The sequence below is a fragment of the Streptomyces sp. NPDC059256 genome (assembly GCF_042753785.1).
Lineage (GTDB): Bacteria > Actinomycetota > Actinomycetes > Streptomycetales > Streptomycetaceae > Streptomyces.
The window spans coordinates 341,965-359,614 of record NZ_JBHYZO010000001.1 but is presented as its reverse complement, the minus strand read 5'-3'; the positions used below and the strand labels follow the sequence as shown (position 1 = coordinate 359,614).

At 69.6% G+C, this 17,650-nt stretch carries 16 protein-coding genes; 8 read left to right on the top strand and 8 right to left on the bottom strand.

The window, feature by feature from the left end; translation table 11 throughout:
* Nucleotides 1–37: 37 nt before the first annotated feature.
* The 3 genes from ACFXJL_RS01505 to mce all read right to left on the bottom strand — a co-directional run bounded on the left by ACFXJL_RS01505 (nt 38) and on the right by mce (nt 5,661).
* Entirely contained in the window at nt 38–976 is a 939-nt protein-coding gene (locus ACFXJL_RS01505) for a cellulose-binding protein (RefSeq protein WP_358881502.1), read from the bottom strand.
* A 114-nt stretch (nt 977–1,090) separates the two neighbouring features.
* Complete coding sequence (gene scy / locus ACFXJL_RS01500) at nt 1,091–5,062, bottom strand: polarized growth protein Scy (RefSeq protein WP_384688319.1); 3,972 nt, start codon at nt 5,060–5,062, stop codon at nt 1,091–1,093.
* Between the two features lie 170 nt (nt 5,063–5,232).
* Nucleotides 5,233–5,661: a methylmalonyl-CoA epimerase gene (gene mce / locus ACFXJL_RS01495; RefSeq protein ID WP_358881500.1), complete on the bottom strand. Its 429-nt coding sequence runs from the start codon at nt 5,659–5,661 to the stop codon at nt 5,233–5,235.
* Between the two features lie 147 nt (nt 5,662–5,808).
* Here mce and ACFXJL_RS01490 point away from each other — a divergent pair, with 147 nt between their 5' ends.
* A complete protein-coding gene (locus ACFXJL_RS01490; protein ID WP_358881499.1) occupies nt 5,809–7,011 on the top strand; it encodes an acetyl-CoA C-acetyltransferase in 1,203 nt (400 codons plus the stop codon).
* Nucleotides 7,012–7,063: 52 nt separating this feature from the next.
* Entirely contained in the window at nt 7,064–8,020 is a 957-nt protein-coding gene (gene meaB / locus ACFXJL_RS01485; RefSeq protein ID WP_358881498.1) for a methylmalonyl Co-A mutase-associated GTPase MeaB, read from the top strand.
* Between the two features lie 232 nt (nt 8,021–8,252).
* Here meaB and ACFXJL_RS01480 read toward each other — a convergent pair whose 3' ends face one another.
* Entirely contained in the window at nt 8,253–8,870 is a 618-nt protein-coding gene (locus ACFXJL_RS01480) for a PepSY domain-containing protein (RefSeq protein WP_384688315.1), read from the bottom strand.
* 115 nt (nt 8,871–8,985) lie between these two features.
* On the opposite strand from ACFXJL_RS01480, the gene ACFXJL_RS01475 reads away from it, so the two are divergent.
* On the top strand, nt 8,986–9,651 hold the full coding sequence (locus ACFXJL_RS01475; RefSeq protein WP_329023444.1) for a response regulator transcription factor: 666 nt from the start codon (nt 8,986–8,988) through the stop codon (nt 9,649–9,651).
* The gene (locus ACFXJL_RS01470) at nt 9,648–11,264 is read left to right on the top strand and encodes a sensor histidine kinase (RefSeq protein ID WP_384688311.1); all 1,617 of its coding nucleotides are present in this window, start codon (nt 9,648–9,650) and stop codon (nt 11,262–11,264) included. The genes ACFXJL_RS01475 and ACFXJL_RS01470 overlap by 4 nt, the downstream gene beginning before the upstream one ends.
* A 222-nt stretch (nt 11,265–11,486) precedes the next feature.
* On the opposite strand, the gene ACFXJL_RS01465 is transcribed toward ACFXJL_RS01470, so the two are convergent.
* The 4 genes from ACFXJL_RS01465 to ACFXJL_RS01450 form a co-directional block, all read right to left on the bottom strand.
* The gene (locus ACFXJL_RS01465) at nt 11,487–11,963 is read right to left on the bottom strand and encodes a MarR family transcriptional regulator (protein WP_329023447.1); all 477 of its coding nucleotides are present in this window, start codon (nt 11,961–11,963) and stop codon (nt 11,487–11,489) included.
* A gap of 135 nt (nt 11,964–12,098) precedes the next feature.
* The gene (locus tag ACFXJL_RS01460) at nt 12,099–12,896 is read right to left on the bottom strand and encodes an AIM24 family protein (protein WP_384688308.1); all 798 of its coding nucleotides are present in this window, start codon (nt 12,894–12,896) and stop codon (nt 12,099–12,101) included.
* Nucleotides 12,893–13,543: an AIM24 family protein gene (locus ACFXJL_RS01455; RefSeq protein ID WP_358881494.1), complete on the bottom strand. Its 651-nt coding sequence runs from the start codon at nt 13,541–13,543 to the stop codon at nt 12,893–12,895. Before ACFXJL_RS01455 ends, ACFXJL_RS01460 begins: the two co-directional genes overlap by 4 nt.
* A gap of 2 nt (nt 13,544–13,545) precedes the next feature.
* On the bottom strand, nt 13,546–14,184 hold the full coding sequence (locus ACFXJL_RS01450) for an AIM24 family protein (RefSeq protein ID WP_329023451.1): 639 nt from the start codon (nt 14,182–14,184) through the stop codon (nt 13,546–13,548).
* Nucleotides 14,185–14,345: 161 nt separating this feature from the next.
* Between ACFXJL_RS01450 and ACFXJL_RS01445 the strand changes: the two genes are divergently transcribed.
* The 4 genes from ACFXJL_RS01445 (at nt 14,346) to ACFXJL_RS01430 (ending at nt 17,594) form a co-directional block, all read left to right on the top strand.
* Nucleotides 14,346–14,690 carry a DUF3817 domain-containing protein gene (locus ACFXJL_RS01445; protein WP_329023454.1) on the top strand — a complete coding sequence of 115 codons (345 nt, stop codon included), beginning with the start codon at nt 14,346–14,348 and terminating at the stop codon, nt 14,688–14,690.
* Between the two features lie 149 nt (nt 14,691–14,839).
* Nucleotides 14,840–15,349, top strand: a complete 510-nt coding sequence (locus ACFXJL_RS01440) for a MarR family transcriptional regulator (RefSeq protein WP_358881493.1) — start codon at nt 14,840–14,842, stop codon at nt 15,347–15,349.
* A 141-nt stretch (nt 15,350–15,490) separates the two neighbouring features.
* The gene (locus tag ACFXJL_RS01435) at nt 15,491–15,817 is read left to right on the top strand and encodes a DUF3817 domain-containing protein (protein ID WP_358881492.1); all 327 of its coding nucleotides are present in this window, start codon (nt 15,491–15,493) and stop codon (nt 15,815–15,817) included.
* Nucleotides 15,818–15,893: 76 nt separating this feature from the next.
* Nucleotides 15,894–17,594: a methylmalonyl-CoA mutase gene (locus ACFXJL_RS01430; RefSeq protein WP_384688302.1), complete on the top strand. Its 1,701-nt coding sequence runs from the start codon at nt 15,894–15,896 to the stop codon at nt 17,592–17,594.
* Nucleotides 17,595–17,650 lie beyond the last annotated feature (56 nt).

Genomic DNA, 17,650 nt, shown 5'->3' with positions numbered 1-17,650 from the left:
GGGCTTTCGACATGCGTGGCCCCGAGCGGGGCGGGGATCAGCGGGACTGCTGGGCCGGGACGCCCCGAGAGATGGGCTCGTCGTCGACGGGGTTGCCCGCAGCGGCCACCGCGGCACCGGTCAACGTGGCCAGCATCTCGCGGACGTTGGTCAGCTGCGCGTTGATGGAGTCGCGGCGGTTGGTGAGCGCCGCCAGCTCGCGCTCCGATTCGCTGCGGATCCGGTCGGCCTTGGCGTTGGCGTCGGCCACGATGTCCTCGGCCTGACGCTGCGCGGTCTCCACCGTCTGGCGGGCCCGACGCTCGGCGTCCGTACGCAGCTTCTCGGCCTCCAGGCGCAGCTGCTCCGCGCGGTGCTCGATCTCCGCGAGGCGCTTCTCGGCCTTGGCCTGACGCGATGCCAGGTCCCGCTCGGACTGCTCGCGGCGCTTGGCCAGGTTGGTCTCGAAGTCGGCGGCAGCCTGGGCGGCCTTCGCACGGGTCTCCTCGAAGAGGGCGTCCGCCTCCTCCCGCTTGGACTGCGCGTCCTTCTGAGCCTCCGTACGCAGCTGAGTGGCGTCGCCCTTCGCCTTCTCGACGATCCGGACGCCCTCGTCCTCCGCCTTCGCCTTCCGCTCGGCGGCGAACGACTCGGCGTCGTTGCGGACCTGCTGGGCGGCGGACTCGGCGAGCTCGCGGTGCTGCTCGGCGGCCCGACGGGCCTCCTCACGCAGGTCCTTGGCCTCCTCCTCGGCAAGACGGAGGATCTTTTCGACGCGCGCTCCGAGCCCGGCGTACGACGGCTCCGCGTCGGTGACCTGAGCCTGGGCGTTCTGCGTCTCAAGGTGGAGTTCCTCGATGCGCTTTTCCAGCGAGGTGATGCGCGCCAGCGCACTATCACGGTCGGCGACGAGCTTGGTAATGCGGTCGTCCACCTGGCCGCGGTCGTAGCCACGCCGCACGAGCTCGAAGCCGAATGGGGAGGATGTGTCGCTCATGGGGTTCCTGTCGAATGAGACCGGTGAGGTGATAGAGGGAATCCTAGGGGCCTAAGCGGCGTGTCATCGAGTGGATACAGGTTTGATCTGGAGAATGTCCAGCCTTTTGAGTGGCTAGCCGTCAGACGTCTTGCCACTCGAACGGGTGGCGCCCGCTGTCGCGCCCGCCCTGACACCACCTGAGGAACCGCTGGAACCCTTGGTGTTGGTAGTCGGCGCCTCGAAGGATTCCAACGCCTCCAAAACGTCCTGGACACGGGAGATCTCGGTCTGGATGTCCTCGCGACGGCGCACCAGGACGTCCAACTCCCGCTTGCCGTCGCCGACGAGCCGCTTGGCCTCGACCTCCGCGTCGGCCTTGATCTGCTGTCCCTCGCGTACGAGTTCGGCCTTCTTCTGCTCGGCCTCCTTGAGCAGGCCCTCCGCCTTCCTGACCGCGGAGATACGGACCGAACTGGCCTCCGAATTCGCCTCGGCCAGCAGCTCCTTGGACTTGGTGTCCGCCTCCGCACGCTGATCGCGCGCCGCCGTCATCAGCTGGTCGACCCGCTCGCCGGTGGTCTTCATCTGCTCGGATGTCTCCCGGCGGGCCCGCTCGTGCAGCTCCTCGATCTCGCTCTCGATCCGCGTGCGCAACTCCTCCGCACGCTCCCTGATCGCGGTCGAGTCCCGACGGGCACCCACCAGCAACTCGTCCGCGTCCGTGCGGGACTTCTCCACCAGGGTGTTGCCCTCGATGGTCGCCTCGGCGAGCAGTCGTTCGGCCTCCTTGCGGGCGGCCCCCACCATGGTGTCGGCCATCTCCTCCGCCTCCAGCGCAGCGCGGAGCGCCTCCTCCTGAGCCCGGTTGATGAGCTGGTCGGCCTGCTCGGCGGCATCCCGACGGCGCTTGGCGGACGCCTCGCGCGCCTCGTCCACCGTCCGGTCCGCCGCGGCCCGCGCATCGGCGCGCATCCGCTCGGCCACGGCCTCCGCATCCGCCACGACCTTGCGGGCGTCGGCCCGCATCCGCTCCGCCGCCTGCTGGGCGGAGCCCACGGTGTCCGCCGCTTCGGCGCGCAGCCGCTCCGCCTCCGTACCGGCCTCCGCCATCAACTGATCGGCCTGCGCCGCCGCATCCGCACGGCGCTTGTCGGCCGATTGGCGTGCTTCATCGAGGAGTCGTTCGGCTTCGGTCCTGATCCGCTCGCCCTCGGCGGTCGCCTCACGCACGAGCCGATCGGACACGGCCGCGGCCTCGGAACGGCGCTTGTCGGCCGATTGGCGTGCCTCGTCGAGGAGTCGTTCGGCTTCGGTCCTGATCCGCTCGCCCTCGGCGGTCGCCTCGCCCACGAGCCGATCCGACAGGGTCGCAGCCTCGGAACGGATCCGGTTGGCGTCGTCCCGGGCGTCCGCACGAGTACGGGAGGCGTCCTGCTCGGCCGTCGCCAGTGCGTTCGACGCATCCGTACGCATCCGTTGCGCGTACTCCGCGGTGTCCGTGCGCAGCCGCTCGGACTCCTCGATCGCGTCGGTGACGGTCCGTTCGGCCAGCGCGTTCGCCGCCTCGGTCTCCTCCTGCGCCCGCGTCCGCAACCGGGCCACGTCCTCCGCCGCGCGATCCCGCTCGGCGTGGGCGTCGGAGCGGATCCGGTCCGCCTCGTCCTGTGCCTCGGTACGGGTCCGCTCGGCCGAGTGCTCGGCCGCCGAACGCAGCCCGGCGATCTCCTGTTCGGCCTGCTCGTGCAGGCCGGCGACGGCGTCCCGCACCTGCTTCGCGGTCTGCTCGGCCGCGGCGACCAGATCCGTGGCCCGCTGGTCCGCCTCTTCGACCAGCCGGTGTGCCTCGGCCTGGGCGTCCTCGACCCGCTTGCGGGCGGAGGCGAGGAGCCCCTCGCTCTGCTCACGGGCCCGCTCGCGCTCCTGGTCTGCTTCGGCGCGCGCCGAATCGACCATGCCCTCGGCCTCGCGGCGGCGGCGCAACGCCTCTTCCTGAGCAGCGGCCAGCGCCTCCGCGGCCTCGGCGCCCACCCGCTCGGAAGCCGCGGCTGCCTCCGCGCGCACCCGGTCGGCGGTGTCCTTCGCCTCGCTCTTGAGCCGCTCCGCCTCGGCCGCGGCCTCGGAGCGCAGCCGTACCGCTGCGTTCTCCGCTTCGGCGCGGGTGCCCGCTGCGTCCGCTGCGGCCTCGGTGCGCAGCCGCTCGGCTTCCTGCTCGGTCTGGGCCTGAAGCGCACGCAGCCGCTCGCCGGCCTCCCGGCGCAGCCGCTCGATCTCGTCGCCGGTGTCCCGGCGCAGCTGCTCGGCGTCCGCACGGGCCTCGGTCAGCGCCTCATCGGCGGCCTGACGCCGGGACTGGGCCTCGGCATGGAGACGGCTCAGCTCCTCGGCGGCTTCCTCCTGCCGGGCGGCCATCGCCCGCTCGGCGTCCTCGCGCAACTCCGCCGCGGCCCGTTCGGCCGCCGCCCGCACGCCCTCCGCAAGCTCCTCGGCCTCGGCGCGCAGCCGCTCGGCCTCGGTGCGCGCTGCGGCCAGGCCCTGCTCGGCCTGTCGGCGCAGCGCCGTCGCGCGCTCGATCGCCTCCGTGCGCACCCGTTCGCTGTCACCGCTGGCCGTGGAGCGCAGCTCGTCGGCATCGGTGCGCGCCTTGGTGAGCAGCCCCTCCGCGGTGCTGGCCGCCTCCTCGATCTGCTGGACGGCCTCCCGCCTGGCCTCGCCACGGATGCGCTCGCCCTCCGCGACCGCCTCCGACCGGAGCTGTTCGGCCTCGCCGCGCAGCCGGCGCGCCTCCTCCTGGAGCTCGACGGTCTTGGCCCGGTACTCCTTGGTGTCGTCCTTGGCCGCACCCTTGAGCTGGTCGGCCTGCTCCGCGGCCTCGCCGCGCAGACGATCCGCCTCGGCCTCGGCCTCGCGGCGAATGCGTTCGGCTTCCGCGCTCGCCTTCCTGGTGGTCTCCTGGGCGTCCTCGGACGCCTTCGTCAAGACCTCCTCGGCCGCTCGGGCGGCCTTGGCGAGCGCTGCCGCGGAGTCCTCGGCGGCAGCCGTCCGAGCCTTCTCGGTGGCGGTCGCGAGCTGCTTGTCGGCCTCGGCGCGGGCATCGGCGAGGATCTGCTCGGCCTCGGCCTTCAGAGCCTCGGCATCGGTGGTCGCCTCGCCGACCAGTCGGGCGATCTCCGCCTTCGCGGTCCTGGCGCGCTGCTCGTTGTCCGACTCCGCGGACGCCAACTGTTTGGCGGCGGCTTCCTTGGCCTCGGTCAGGACCCGTTCCGACTCGGTACGGGCCTCGCGAAGCTTCTCCTCCGCCTCCTGTATCCGCTGCTCGGCGACGCGGCTCAGTTCGGCGGCCTGCTGCCTCGCCTGGTCGGACTCGGCGGTGGTGGACGAACGCAGCCGTTCGGCGTGGCTGGTGGCCTCCTGCGCCTGGGTGGATGCGGCGTTCATCAGCCGTTCGGCGTCCCGGCGGGCACGCAGCAGGATCTGCTCGGCCTCGGACCGGGCGCTCTCCGTCTCCGAGCTGACCCGCTGGCGGGCCTCGTCGGCGAGCCGTTTGGCCTCGGTGCGCGCCGCGGCGAGGCCCTGCTCGGCCTCGGCGCGCGACTCGTCGAGCAGCCTGCGGGCCTGGGACTCGGTACGGGCGCGCAGCTGCTCGGCCCAGGCGACGTTCTCGTTGACGTGGGCTTCGACGGTCTGGCGGCGCTCGGCCAGCTCCTGGTCGAGTCGCTGGCGGCGCTGGTTGGCCTCGGTGTGCAGCTCGGCCTGGAGCCGGGCCTGGTGTTCGGCGTGCTCCTGGAGGATCCGCTGCGTCTGGGCACGGGCCTCGCGCAGTTCGCGCTCGGCGTCCCCCCGCATCTGATCGGCCTGTACCTGGGCGTTGCGGAGCATCTGCTCGGCCTGGTAGCCGAGGTCGCCGTTGTCGTAGGCGGGGCGTGATGCGAGGCTGCGGCGCGCCTCATGGAGCTTCGCGCGCAATACCTCGACCTGGTAGCCGAGGTCCTCGGCGTGCTGGACGGCCTTCTCCCGCTCGGTCTTCAGCCGTTCCATCTCGGCTTCGAACCGCGAAAGGTGGTCGTCGTCAGCTCGGTGGCTCTCCTGGCGTTCGTAGCCCCGCACTGCGCGGTCCCATCCGTCCCCTGGTCGCAACTGGCTTCACACTCTCACCGCTCGCCGGGCGAACGGGCTCCCCGGGGAAATGGTGACAGATCAACATGAGAGGACGCGTCGCGGCCCCGACCCGGCCCCGGCCCGGAATTGCCCACTCTACCGGGCCAGGAATCCGGAGGTCAGTGCTCCGTTGCAGAGGTGACAAGTTCGGTCAGAACACCATGGCAGTCCTTGGGGTGGAGGAAGGTGATCCGCGACCCCATGGAGCCGATGCGCGGCTGGTCGTACAGCACGCGCACGCCCTTCTCGCGGATGGCCGCGGCTTCACCGTCGACGTCCTCGGTGCCGAACGCGATGTGATGAACTCCCTCACCGTTCTTGGCCAGCCATTTTCCGACCGGGGAGTCCTCCCGGATCGGCTGGAGCAGTTGAAGGTAGGAAGCGCCCCCGTCGGAGGTGCCGTTGATCCGGAGCATGGCCTCCCGTACGCCCTGCTCCTCGTTCACCTCGGAGTGGTGGACCTCGAAACCGTACGTGGAACGGTAGAACTCGACCGTCGCGTCGAGATCGTGGCAGGCAATTCCGATGTGGTCGATTCGCGTCAGCATCCCCCCAGTGCAGCGCCGTACCGGCGGTTACGCAACGTGCGCGCGATCACACCGACCGCCCGGTGACCTCGTGGTGGACCCCTCAGTACATTTGAGGTAAACCCTCGTTCACTCCTCAGCCTCCGTGCTGAAAGGGGATCTTGTCTCATGTCAGGAACGACCGGTAACACCTCAGTGATCGTCGCGGGCGCCAGGACGCCCATGGGACGGCTCCTCGGCTCCCTGAAGTCCTTCTCGGGCGCGGATCTCGGCGGCTTCGCCATCAAGGCGGCGCTGGAGCGCGCGGGGGTCGCCCCCGAGCAGGTGGAGTACGTGATCATGGGACAGGTGCTTCAGGCCGGTGCCGGACAGATCCCGGCACGCCAGGCCGCGGTCAAGGCCGGCATCCCCATGAACGTGCCCGCGCTGACCGTCAACAAGGTCTGTCTGTCCGGCCTCGACGCCATTGCGCTGGCCGACCAATTGATCCGCGCGGGTGAATTCGAGATCGTCGTGGCCGGTGGCCAGGAGTCGATGACCAATGCGCCGCATCTGCTGCCGAAGTCGCGCGAGGGCTTCAAGTACGGGGCCGTGGGAATGCTCGACGCCATGGCGCACGACGGCCTCACCGACCCCTTCGAGAACATCGCCATGGGCGAGTCGACCGAGCGGCACAACGCCCTGCTGAAGATCGTCCGTACCGATCAGGACGAGATCGCGGCCCTCTCCCACCAGCGCGCCGCCGCCGCGCAGAAGAACGGGGTCTTCGACGCCGAGATCACGCCCGTCGAGATTCCGCAGCGCAAGGGCGAGCCGGTCGTCGTCACCAAGGACGAGGGCATCCGGCCCGAGACGACCGTGGAGTCGCTGGGCCGGCTCCGTCCGGCGTTCGCCGCGGAGGGCACGATCACCGCGGGCACCGCGTCGCAGATCTCCGACGGTGCGGCTGCGGTCGTGGTCATGAGCCGGGCCAAGGCCGAGGAGCTGGGGTTGGAGTGGATCGCCGAGATCGGCGCCCACGGCAATGTCGCAGGCCCCGACAACTCCCTCCACTCGCAGCCCTCGAACGCGATCGCGCACGCCCTGCGCAAGGAAGGGCTTGAAGTCGCCGATCTCGATCTGATCGAGATCAACGAAGCGTTCGCCGCGGTCGCCGTCCAGTCAATGCGGGACCTCGGGGTGTCCCCGGAAAAGGTGAACGTCAACGGTGGTGCGATCGCGCTCGGCCACCCCATCGGCATGTCGGGCGCCCGATTGGTGCTGCATCTGGCGCTGGAGCTCCAGCGCCGGGGCGGTGGCGTCGGGGCCGCAGCGCTCTGCGGCGGCGGTGGACAGGGCGACGCCCTGATCGTCCGCGTACCGGCGAGCTGATCCCTTCGGGCACATGCCGTTCGGGTCGGTCGAACCACAGAGGAGTCGAGTGATGGTGGACGTCCCCCAACTGGTCGCTGATGCGAGGGAGGGCAGGCCACGGGCCGTGGCCCGGCTGATCTCCCTGGTGGAGGGGGCGTCCCCGCAGTTGCGCGAGGTGATGGCGGCGCTGGCCCCGCTGACCGGGGGCGCGTACGTCGTCGGCCTCACCGGTTCGCCCGGTGTCGGCAAGTCGACGTCGACATCGGTCCTGGTGAGCGCGTACCGCAAGGCGGGAAAACGGGTGGGGGTGCTCGCCGTGGACCCGTCCTCGCCGTTCTCGGGCGGCGCCCTGCTCGGCGACCGGGTCCGGATGTCGGAACACGCGTCCGACCCGGGCGTCTACATCCGGTCCATGGCCACGCGAGGCCATCTCGGCGGTCTGGCCTGGGCGGCCCCGCAGGCGATCCGCGTCCTGGACGCCGCCGGCTGCGATGTGATCCTGGTGGAGACCGTGGGCGTCGGGCAGTCGGAGGTGGAGATCGCGGCTGCTGCCGACACCTCCGTGGTGTTGCTCGCCCCTGGCATGGGGGACGGCATCCAGGCCGCGAAGGCCGGCATCCTGGAGATCGGCGACGTCTACGTCGTCAACAAGGCGGACCGTGACGGCGCGGACGCCACCGCCCGGGAGTTGAACCACATGCTCGGGTTGGGCGAGGCACGCTCGCCCGGTGACTGGCGTCCGCCCATCGTCAAGACGGTGGCGGCCCGGGGCGAGGGCACGGACGAGGTCCTGGCCGCCCTGGACAAGCACCGCGCCTGGATGGAGGAGCACGGGGTCCTCGCACAGCGCCGGGTGCGACGGGCCGCGGTCGAGGTGGAGACCATCGCGGTCACCGCCCTGCGGGAGCGGATCGGTGATCTCCACGGGGACCGCCGGCTCGGGGCGCTCGCCGAGCGGATCGTGGCGGGGGAGACGGACCCCTACTCGGCGGCCGACGAACTGGTGGCGGGACTGACGCAGTCGTAGCGCGTCCGACGGCCCCTGGGCGGGGACGCCCAGGGGCCGGGCGGGCAAAGGCCCGACCCGGCCTGGACGCGGGGGGATTGGTCCAAGGCCGGGCCGGGGTTCAGGGGCGGGGCGCTGCGGGGCACCCCGGGGGCATGCCCCTGGCTGTGGGGGCGGCGATGCCCATGGTCCGGGCCCGTGTTCAGCCCATGTTCAGTCCGTGACCAGGGGAGAGCGCCGCTCGGTCAGGGGATCAGTCGTCGTCGCGGTCGTTCTTGTCGTCCCTGTCATCACGGTCGTCGCGGTCATCGGCGTCATCCGTGTCATCGGTGTCATCGCGGTCGTTGGACTCTGCCGAGACCGATGCCTTACCGGTCGTGGCGTCCACCCGCACCTCGTGCTCGCGACCGTCCTTGTCCCGGACCTCGACCTCCCAGTGACCGTTGTCGAAGTCGACCTCGGTGACGGAGCCCGCACGGAACTTCAGGGCGGCGGATGCCGCCTGCTCGGCGTTCACCTTCGCGGCGTTCAGGGCCTCGCGCTCGGCCTTGTCGTCAGCGGAGTCGCGGTCGTCACCGTCGTCGCGGTCATCGTCGTCCGAGAACAGGGACGCCTTGCCCTTCGCGTCCACCCGGACGTCCTGGTCGTCGCCGTTCTTGTTGACGACCTCGACCTCCCACTGACCCTTCGCATCGTCGTCCAGGCCGATGGACTCGATCGACCCCGGGCTCTTCTTCAGTGCCGCACCGGCGGCCTCGGACGCCGAGATGCTCGACGAGGGAGCGGGGTCACCGGACGCGGCGACCGCGGTGTAGGTACCGCCGCCCACCAGGGCGATCACGGCGACGGCGACGGCAATCTTGCGCTTCATGAGGGTTCCTCCCCGTACCTGCTGGCTTCGTGGACACCAATCTGCCGGGGAGATGCTGAACCCAACCTGAAGCCACCTGAAGGGATCTTCAGCTTCGGTTTGCGACCCTGAGCGCATGCGTTTGTTGATCGTGGAGGACGAGAAGAGGCTGGCGCTCTCCCTTGCCAGGGGATTGACGGCCGAAGGCTATGCGGTGGACGTGGTCCACGACGGCCTTGAAGGGCTGCACCAGGCGTCCGAGGGCTCCTACGACCTCGTCATCCTCGACATCATGCTGCCCGGGATGAACGGCTATCGCGTCTGCGCGTCGCTCCGGGCCGCGGGTGACGAGGTGCCGATCCTGATGCTCACCGCCAAGGACGGTGAGTACGACGAGGCGGAGGGTCTCGACACCGGCGCCGACGACTACCTGACCAAGCCGTTCTCGTACGTCGTCCTCGTCGCGAGGGTGAAGGCGCTGCTGCGTCGCCGCGGTCGCTCCGGCGGCTCGCCCCGGCTCACCGTGGGTGATCTACGGGTGGAGACCGCGGCCCGTCGCGTCTTCCGCGGGGACGAGGAGGTGACGCTCACCGCCAAGGAGTTCGCCGTGCTGGAGCAACTCGCCGTGCGCGCCGGTGATGTGGTCAGCAAGGCGGAGATCCTCGAACACGTCTGGGACTTCGCCTACGACGGCGACCCCAACATCATCGAGGTCTACATCAGCGCCCTGCGTCGAAAACTGGGCGCCCCCCGCATCCAGACCGTGCGCGGCGCGGGATACCGACTGGTGGCCGCGCCATGAGATCCGTACGGGCCAAGGCGGCCATCGGCGCCACCCTCGTCGTGGCGATCGCGCTGATCACGGCGGGCCTCGGGGTGCTGCTCGTGCTGCGCCAGAACCTGGAGGGCAAGATCAACCTCCAGGCGGAGATCGCCGCCCGCGAGGTTGCTTCCCAGTTCGCCCTCGACACCCCGGCCGACAAGCTCGACCTGCCGAGTGCCGAGGACCGTCCCGTCCAGGTGGTGGGCGAGAACGGGCAGGTCATCGCCGTCTCACCGGATCTCCAGAGCATCGAGGGCACGAGCAGCCGGAGCGTTCGGCCCGTGCCGCTGCCCTCGCCGAGCACCGAGCAGGACGACGAGCCGGAACGGCAGGGTGACGAGTCCGAGCGCGACCCGTCCGGTGCCTCGTCCGGCGATCCGTCCGACGGCCCGGAGAACGGACCGGACCAGGACACGGACTCAGCCAGTGACACGGACTCCGATGCCGACAACGACACCGACTCCGATGCCGATGCCGATGCCGACTCTGATTCCGACGCCGATTCCGACGACCCTGCCCGGGGCCAGGTCTCGGGCAGTGAGAAGCTCAGCGATGGCAGCGCCACCGTCGACGGTGACAGCGCCCCCTACCGCTTCGCCGCCGTCGAGGCGACCAACAGCAGCGGGACCACCGTCACCGTGTTCGGGGGTGTGCCGCGCGCCACCGAACAGGAGGCGGTCGAAAGCGTTCGGGACGCCATGTTGATCGGGCTGCCCGCCCTGCTGGTCGTCGTGGGTGCGGTGACCTGGCTGGTGACCCGAAGGGCGCTACGGCCCGTGGAGGACATCCGCGCGGAGATGGCGGCCATCACGGCCTCGGAGGACCTCTCCCGGCGCGTTCCGGAGCCCGACTCCCGTGACGAGATCGCCCGGCTCGCCCGCACCACCAATGAGACGCTCGCCGCGCTCGAAGCCTCGGTCGAACGCCAGCGCAGATTCGTCGCCGACGCCTCCCACGAACTGCGCAGCCCCATCGCATCGCTGCGCACCCAACTCGAAGTGGGCGAGGCACACCCGGATCTGCTGGACGTGCCGGGTGCGGTGGCCGACACCGTACGCCTTCAGCAACTCGCGGCCGATCTGTTGTTGCTGGCCCGGTTGGACGCGGGGGAGCGGCCGGGTCGGGCCCGGCTGGATCTCGGGGCCATGGTGCGGGAGGAGGCGTCCCAGCGGACGCACGACCGCATCGCGGTCACGGTGGACGTCGTCGACGGGCTGGACGTGATGGGCTCGCGCTCCCAACTGGCCCGGGTGCTCGGCAATCTCCTCGACAATGCGCAGCGCCACGCGGACGAGTCGGTCACGGCGACGGTGCGCGCGGACGGGGACCGGATCGTGCTCGCGGTCGCCGACGACGGAGAGGGGATCCCGGAGCTCGAACGGGAGCGGATCTTCGAGCGTTTCGTGCGGCTCGACGATGCCCGCACCAGGGACGAGGGGGGTGCGGGGCTCGGGCTGGCCATCGCCCGCGATGTGGCCGAGCGCCACGGGGGGACGCTCACGGTGCGGCAGGGACCTCAGGGCGGTGCGCTCTTCGAGGTGAGTCTGCCGGGGGCGCCCGGGGCCGGCGGGGAGGATCAGGAGCCGCAGTGAGCGGTGTGTTCGCCGGGCCGTTCGGGGCCGTCGGCCCGGCTGGGTGGTGCGTCCGACCCTCAACAGCGGGAGGGCGGCGGGTCCTGCTCGCGTACGGATGCCCACCGGCCCCTCATGGCAGCGGGCGGGCAGATGCCGAACCGGGTACGGGAGGACCATCCGGCGAGATCCGAAAGAGAGCCCCCCAAGGCCCGCCTTCCGGATCTTCCTGGTGTTCCTCGCTCAGCCCTTGCCGCGTCGGCCGCGGAGATGATCGGCGACCGGTGCGAGGGACGCCCGCAGATCGGCCAGCGCCTCGGGCGTCATCAGATCGATGAAGTGCTGGCGCACGGAGGCCACGTGGTGCGGTGCGACCCGCTGCATGGTCTCCGTACCCTGCTCGGTGAGCACGGCGTACAGCCCGCGCCGGTCGGATTCGCAGTTCTCCCGTCGGACCAGTCCCGCGGTTTCCATCCGGGTGATCTGGTGGGAGAGGCGGCTCTTGGACTGGAGCGTGGCAGCGGCGAGGTCGCTCATCCGCATCCGTTGGTCCGCGGACTCGGAGAGGTTGACCAGGATCTCGTAGTCGTTGTTGGTCAGGCCAAACGGCTGGAGGTCCTTTTCGAGTTGGTGCATCAGCAGCCGGCTGACGTCCAGGTGAGTGCGCCAGGTGCGCTGCTCGTCATCGGTCAGCCAGCGAGTGGCCGTCTCGGTCTCCATATATGGATTCTACCTAAGAAGTTGAAAGACGGACGAAGTCATGGTGTGACGCCCGGCACTGGCCAGGGAGTCAGCACGGAGCCCGCAGCGTACTGGGGGTGCAGACGTTCGACGTCACACTCCGCAGACTACCGCTCACAGGCCGAAGCGGCGGGTGAGATCACCCAGCTGACCTGGGAAACGCGGAGTGGAGCCGTGTTGACCTTGCTGGCCAGGCGCGGGGGAGCCGTGCCCCCCGGGCACTCCCGCCTGGTGCGGCGTCGCCCCCGTGGCCGTCTCCGGCATCAGCGTCTCGGTCGACTGGAGCAGTACGGTTCCCGCCCCGACGAACTCGAATTGATGCTCTTCCCCAGAGGCCCCACCGATCCCCGTCAGGGCACGCAGCCCTCCCATCACCCCGGTCATATAGCCGTGGTCGTAGTGGTGGCACGGCGACGGGCAGTCCGCCCAGCCCACCAGTGCCTGCGGATCCACCCGGATGGGCGGTTCCATGAACACCACCGGGCCGTTGGAGGCCGCCACGAACTTCCCCGTACCGATCAGGGTGAGGAAGCCCGGCACGATTGACTGCTTCAGCGCCAGCGACGGCTGGTACGCCAGCAGGTTCCCGGACCGGATCGTCAGATTCCCCTGGTCCAGGTCGTACGAGTTCACATCGAAGGCCCGGTCCGCGAGCAGCATCTTGCCGCTGCCCTCGGCCACCACCCAGTCGCTCGCGTGCAGCGGCGAATGGAACGAGGTCCGCAGCAGTCGGTCCAGCCGGCCGTGGCCGATGCCGTTGAAGTCGATCCGGCCGTAGTAGGCGATCATCTTCCCCTTTTGGAGGAACCACTGACCGCCCTTCAACTCCACACAGAAGGTGTACGGGTTGACGTTGTCGTCGCTGGGGAGGGTGGTCGGGTCCCAGATGTAGCTCTGCGCTGGGGTGGTCACAACTTCTCCTCCGATGCCTGGACGTAGACCGCACCGCTGCCGCTCAGCTCCAGCTGGAACGCCTCGCCCGAGCCGCGTCCCACCATGTCGCGCCAGCCGAGCGCCGTGGTGAGCTTGTTCTGTACGTCACCGCGATGCGCCACGTACGCCTGGGGGTCCACATGGATCGAGCGGCCCGGGGTGATCGGCAGTTCGACCACACCGCCGTGGGCCATGACCGCGACCGCTCCGCTGCCGCGCAGGGTGGTGGTGAACAGCCCCTGCCCGGTGACCTGGCCGCGCACCATGCCCATCACCCCGCCCTGCGAGCCGAGGAACATCGTCCCCTGCTCCAGGGTGCCGTCGAAGGCGAGCAGTCGATCGGCCTCCACATAGAGGGTGTCGCCGCTGAGATGGACGAGGTGGACGTGGTGGCCGCCGTGGCCGAACATCACCGTGCCACTGCCTTCGACCGTCATCAGCGGGGTCGCCTCGCCGGCGACCCGGCGCCCGATCATCGAGGCCAGCCCGCCCTGACCGCCCTGGGTGTTCGGGGTGAAGGACACCTCGCCCTTGTACGCGAGCATCGCGCCGCGCTGGCTGAAGATCCGCTGGCCGGGGAAGACCGCTGCCTCGACCATCCTGGAGTTGATCTCTCGGAACGGCATGGCTACGCATCCCCTCCGATGGTGTTGCGCTCACTGGGCTGGACGTAGACGACGCCATCTCCCTCGAACCGGATCTGGAACGCCTCCCCACCGCCCTCGCCCAGGAAGGTGCGGAACGTCACACCGGACTGGAAGTTCTGCTGGAGGTTCCCCTGATGGGCGATGTACGCGCCGGGGTCCACCGCCAGGGGGTACTGCGGGGTCACGCGCAGGACCACCGCGGGTCCGTCGGACATGATGGCCGCCTGGCCGGTGCCCTCGACGGTGGTGGTGAACAGGCCGTTGCCGGTCGCCCCGCCGCGCAGCCCGGTGAAGCTGGTGCCGGTCCGCAGCCCGGCGTCGGCGCAGAGCAGATTGCTCGACTCCACGTACAGCTTGTCCCCGTGCAGGCCCACCAGGTTGATCTCGGACGCCCGATCGGCGAAGTAGCAGGTGCCCTGCCCCTTCACCTCCATCATGACCATCTGCTCACCGGTCAGCCGGCGGGTCACCATGCCGCGGATGCCCTCACCGCCACCGGACAGCTTCTTGAAGGCCATCTGGCCGTCGTACGCGACCATCGACCCGTTCTTTGCCTTCACGGCGTCGCCGGTCATGTCAACCGCGAGCACCTTGCTCCCCTGGAGCCGGAACGTTGCCACATAGCGACGGTAGCCGCCCGATGGGGGACTAGGACAGCCATCCGGGAGTAACCCGCCCGGCTCGGACCCACCCCGGACAAAGGGATGGCAAAGGAAGCTGACACAATAGGCCCGCGCTTGTGAGCGCATTCACAAGATCGTCTCCCACTGAAGGTGCCTCCGTGGACATCAAGACCGCCTCCTCCCTCCACCGTCTTCGCCTGGTCTCCGCACCGGAGGCCGTCTCCTTCATCCTGTTGCTCGTGGCCTCCGTACTGAAGCGGACCACCGACTTCAACGCGGTGCCGGCCCTGGGCATGATCCACGGAGTCCTGTTCATCCTGTACGTGCTGTTCTGGCTGGACGCCTGGAACCGCACCAAGTGGGACCTGAAGACCGCCGCGCTCTACTTCGTCCTCTCGGTCCTGCCGCTGGGCGGTTTCTACGCCGAGCGCAAGCTGAAGCGTGCCGCGGACGACGAGGTCATCGCCTCCCGCGCCCGCCGCGAGGGTGTCGTCGAGGCATAGGCACTTCCCTCGGGGGCGGGTCGATCACTCGACCCGCCCCCGAGTGTTTTCCGCCTTGTCGCCGTTGGATCGGCCGAGTTCGTACGGTGATCGGACCGAGGGGCGAGACGGGGCTGACCTGCCCGCGGTCACTGGATAGGGTCGGAGCCGTGCCGAAGCCGCTCAGCCTCCCCTTCGATCCCATCGCACGCGCCGACGAACTCTGGCGGCAGCGCTGGGGGCCCGTACCCTCCATGGCGGCGATCACTTCGATCATGCGTGCGCACCAGATCCTGCTCGCCGAGGTCGACGCGGTCGTCAAGCCCTATGAGCTGACCTTCGCCCGGTACGAGGCCCTGGTGCTGCTCACCTTCTCCAAGGCCGGGGAGCTGCCGATGTCGAAGATCGGTGAGCGGTTGATGGTGCATCCGACCTCCGTCACCAACACCGTGGACCGACTGGTGCGGTCCGGCCTGGTGGACAAGAGGCCCAATCCGAACGACGGGCGCGGCACCCTCGCGTCGATCACCGACAAGGGGCGGAGCGTCGTCGAAGAGGCCACCCGCGACCTGATGGAGATGGACTTCGGGCTCGGCGCGTACGACGCCGAGGAGTGCGCGGAGATCTTCGCGATGCTGCGGCCGTTGCGGGTCTCGGCAGCCGATTTCGACGAACGTTAACCGGCGCTGACCGGCACTGACAGTCCTTCGCAGGGGCTCGTCGGGTTCATCCCCGCCCCCGCCCCCAGCGGCTACGGGGCTGATGGGAGCGGGTCAGACCCGCTCGCACAGGGCACCGACTGCCCGGATACGCTCGACCCCATGAAACAAACCGTGCTGACCCGCTACCGGGTGATGGCGTACATCACTGCCGTCTGGCTGCTCGTCTTCACCGGCGCCATCATCTTGAAGTACGGCTTCGAGACCGGCGACACCATGGTGATCTCGCAGATCCACGGTGTTCTCTTCATCGTCTATGTGATCTTCGCGTTCGATCTGGGCTCCAAGGCGAAGTGGCCCTTCGGCAAGCTGCTCTGGGTGCTCGCGGCCGGCTGCATCCCTGTGGCCTCCTTCTTCGTCGAGCCGAAGATCAGCCGTGAGGCCCGCGCCCTGATCACCGACGGCAACAGGGTTCCGGCCGGAGCCTGAACTCCACCGCCGCGCGCGTACGGCTCGCGGCGGTCTCCCATCGACATTTACTAGGACGTCCTAGTAAATTGACAACATGGACGCTGACGCCATCGAGCAAGGCCGCCGACGCTGGCAGGCCCGCTACGACCAGGCCCGGAAGCGGGATGCCGACTTCAGCACGCTCTCCGGAGACCCCGTCGAGCCTGTTTACGGCCCCCGCCCCGGAGACACGTACGAGGGATTCGACCGGATCGGCTGGCCCGGCGAGTACCCCTTCACCCGAGGACTGCACCCGACCGGCTACCGCGGTCGAACGTGGACGATCCGCCAGTTCGCCGGCTTCGGGAACGCCGAGCAGACCAACGAGCGGTACAAGATGATCCTCGCCGCGGGCGGCGGTGGGCTCTCCGTCGCCTTCGACATGCCCACCCTCATGGGACGGGACTCGGACGACCCCCGCGCACTCGGTGAGGTCGGCCACTGCGGGGTCGCCATCGACTCCGCGGCCGACATGGAGGTCCTCTTCGGTGACATCCCCCTCGGTGATGTCACCACGTCCATGACCATCAGCGGCCCGGCCGTACCGGTCTTCTGCATGTACCTGGTCGCCGCCGAACGGCAGGGCGTCGATCCGGCCGTGCTGAACGGCACGCTCCAGACCGACATCTTCAAGGAGTACATCGCCCAGAAGGAATGGCTCTTCCAGCCCGAGCCCCATCTGCGGCTCATCGGCGACCTGATGGAGCACTGCGCCCGGGACATCCCGGCGTACAAGCCCCTCTCCGTCTCCGGCTACCACATCCGCGAAGCCGGGGCGACAGCCGCACAGGAGTTGGCGTACACGCTCGCCGACGGCTTCGGCTATGTAGAACTCGGGCTCAGCCGCGGTCTGGACGTGGACACCTTCGCCCCCGGACTCTCCTTCTTCTTCGACGCCCACCTCGACTTCTTCGAGGAGATTGCGAAGTTCCGTGCCGCCCGACGGATCTGGGCCCGCTGGATGCGTGACGTGTACGGCGCACGGACGGACAAGGCCCAGTGGCTGCGCTTCCACACCCAGACCGCGGGTGTCTCCCTCACTGCCCAGCAGCCGTACAACAACGTCGTGCGCACCGCGGTGGAGGCGCTTTCCGCCGTCCTCGGCGGTACCAACTCGCTGCACACCAACGCCCTGGACGAGACGCTCGCCCTGCCCAGCGCCCAGGCCGCCGAGATCGCCCTGCGCACCCAGCAGGTGCTGATGGAGGAGACCGGGGTCGCCAATGTGGCCGACCCGCTCGGCGGCTCCTGGTACGTGGAGCAGCTCACCGATCGGATCGAGGCCGAGGCCGAGAAGGTCTTCGAACGGATCAAGGACCGCGGCCGGCTCGCCCACCCCGACGGACAGCACCCCATCGGCCCCATGACCTCCGGCATCCTGCGCGGCATCGAGGACGGGTGGTTCACCGGCGAGATCGCCGAATCGGCCTTCCGCTACCAGCGGTCGCTGGAGAAGGGCGAGAAGCGGGTCGTGGGCGTCAATGTCCACCATGGCTCGGTCACCGGTGATCTGGAGATCCTTCGGGTCAGCCACGAGGTGGAGCGCGACCAGGTGCAGACGCTCGCCGAACGCCGGGCGCGCCGGGATGACGCCGCCGTCCGTGCCGGTCTGGAGGCGATGCTCACGGCGGCCCGGGACGGGTCGAACATGATCGGCCCGATGCTGGACGCCGTACGGGCCGAGGCCACCCTGGGCGAGATCTGTGATGCGCTCCGGGACGAGTGGGGGACCTACACCGAGCCGCCCGGGTTCTGATCGTCCGCCGCGGTGCGCACGGTGATCGGGTGGTCCTCTGCCCGTCGCCGTGCGTG

Bases quoted from the DNA above. Each gene is read 5' to 3' on its own strand.
- ACFXJL_RS01470 (WP_384688311.1), top strand. From the start codon at position 9,648: ATGAGATCCGTACGGGCCAAGGCGGCCATCGGCGCCACCCTCGTCGTG.
- ACFXJL_RS01465 (WP_329023447.1), bottom strand. From the start codon at position 11,963: ATGGAGACCGAGACGGCCACTCGCTGGCTGACCGATGACGAGCAGCGC.
- ACFXJL_RS01435 (WP_358881492.1), top strand. From the start codon at position 15,491: ATGAAACAAACCGTGCTGACCCGCTACCGGGTGATGGCGTACATCACT.
- ACFXJL_RS01455 (WP_358881494.1), bottom strand. From the start codon at position 13,543: ATGCCGTTCCGAGAGATCAACTCCAGGATGGTCGAGGCAGCGGTCTTC.
- ACFXJL_RS01480 (WP_384688315.1), bottom strand. From the start codon at position 8,870: ATGAAGCGCAAGATTGCCGTCGCCGTCGCCGTGATCGCCCTGGTGGGC.
- ACFXJL_RS01490 (WP_358881499.1), top strand. From the start codon at position 5,809: ATGTCAGGAACGACCGGTAACACCTCAGTGATCGTCGCGGGCGCCAGG.
- mce (WP_358881500.1), bottom strand. From the start codon at position 5,661: ATGCTGACGCGAATCGACCACATCGGAATTGCCTGCCACGATCTCGAC.
- ACFXJL_RS01505 (WP_358881502.1), bottom strand. From the start codon at position 976: ATGAGCGACACATCCTCCCCATTCGGCTTCGAGCTCGTGCGGCGTGGC.
- ACFXJL_RS01430 (WP_384688302.1), top strand. From the start codon at position 15,894: ATGGACGCTGACGCCATCGAGCAAGGCCGCCGACGCTGGCAGGCCCGC.
- meaB (WP_358881498.1), top strand. From the start codon at position 7,064: ATGGTGGACGTCCCCCAACTGGTCGCTGATGCGAGGGAGGGCAGGCCA.
- ACFXJL_RS01475 (WP_329023444.1), top strand. From the start codon at position 8,986: ATGCGTTTGTTGATCGTGGAGGACGAGAAGAGGCTGGCGCTCTCCCTT.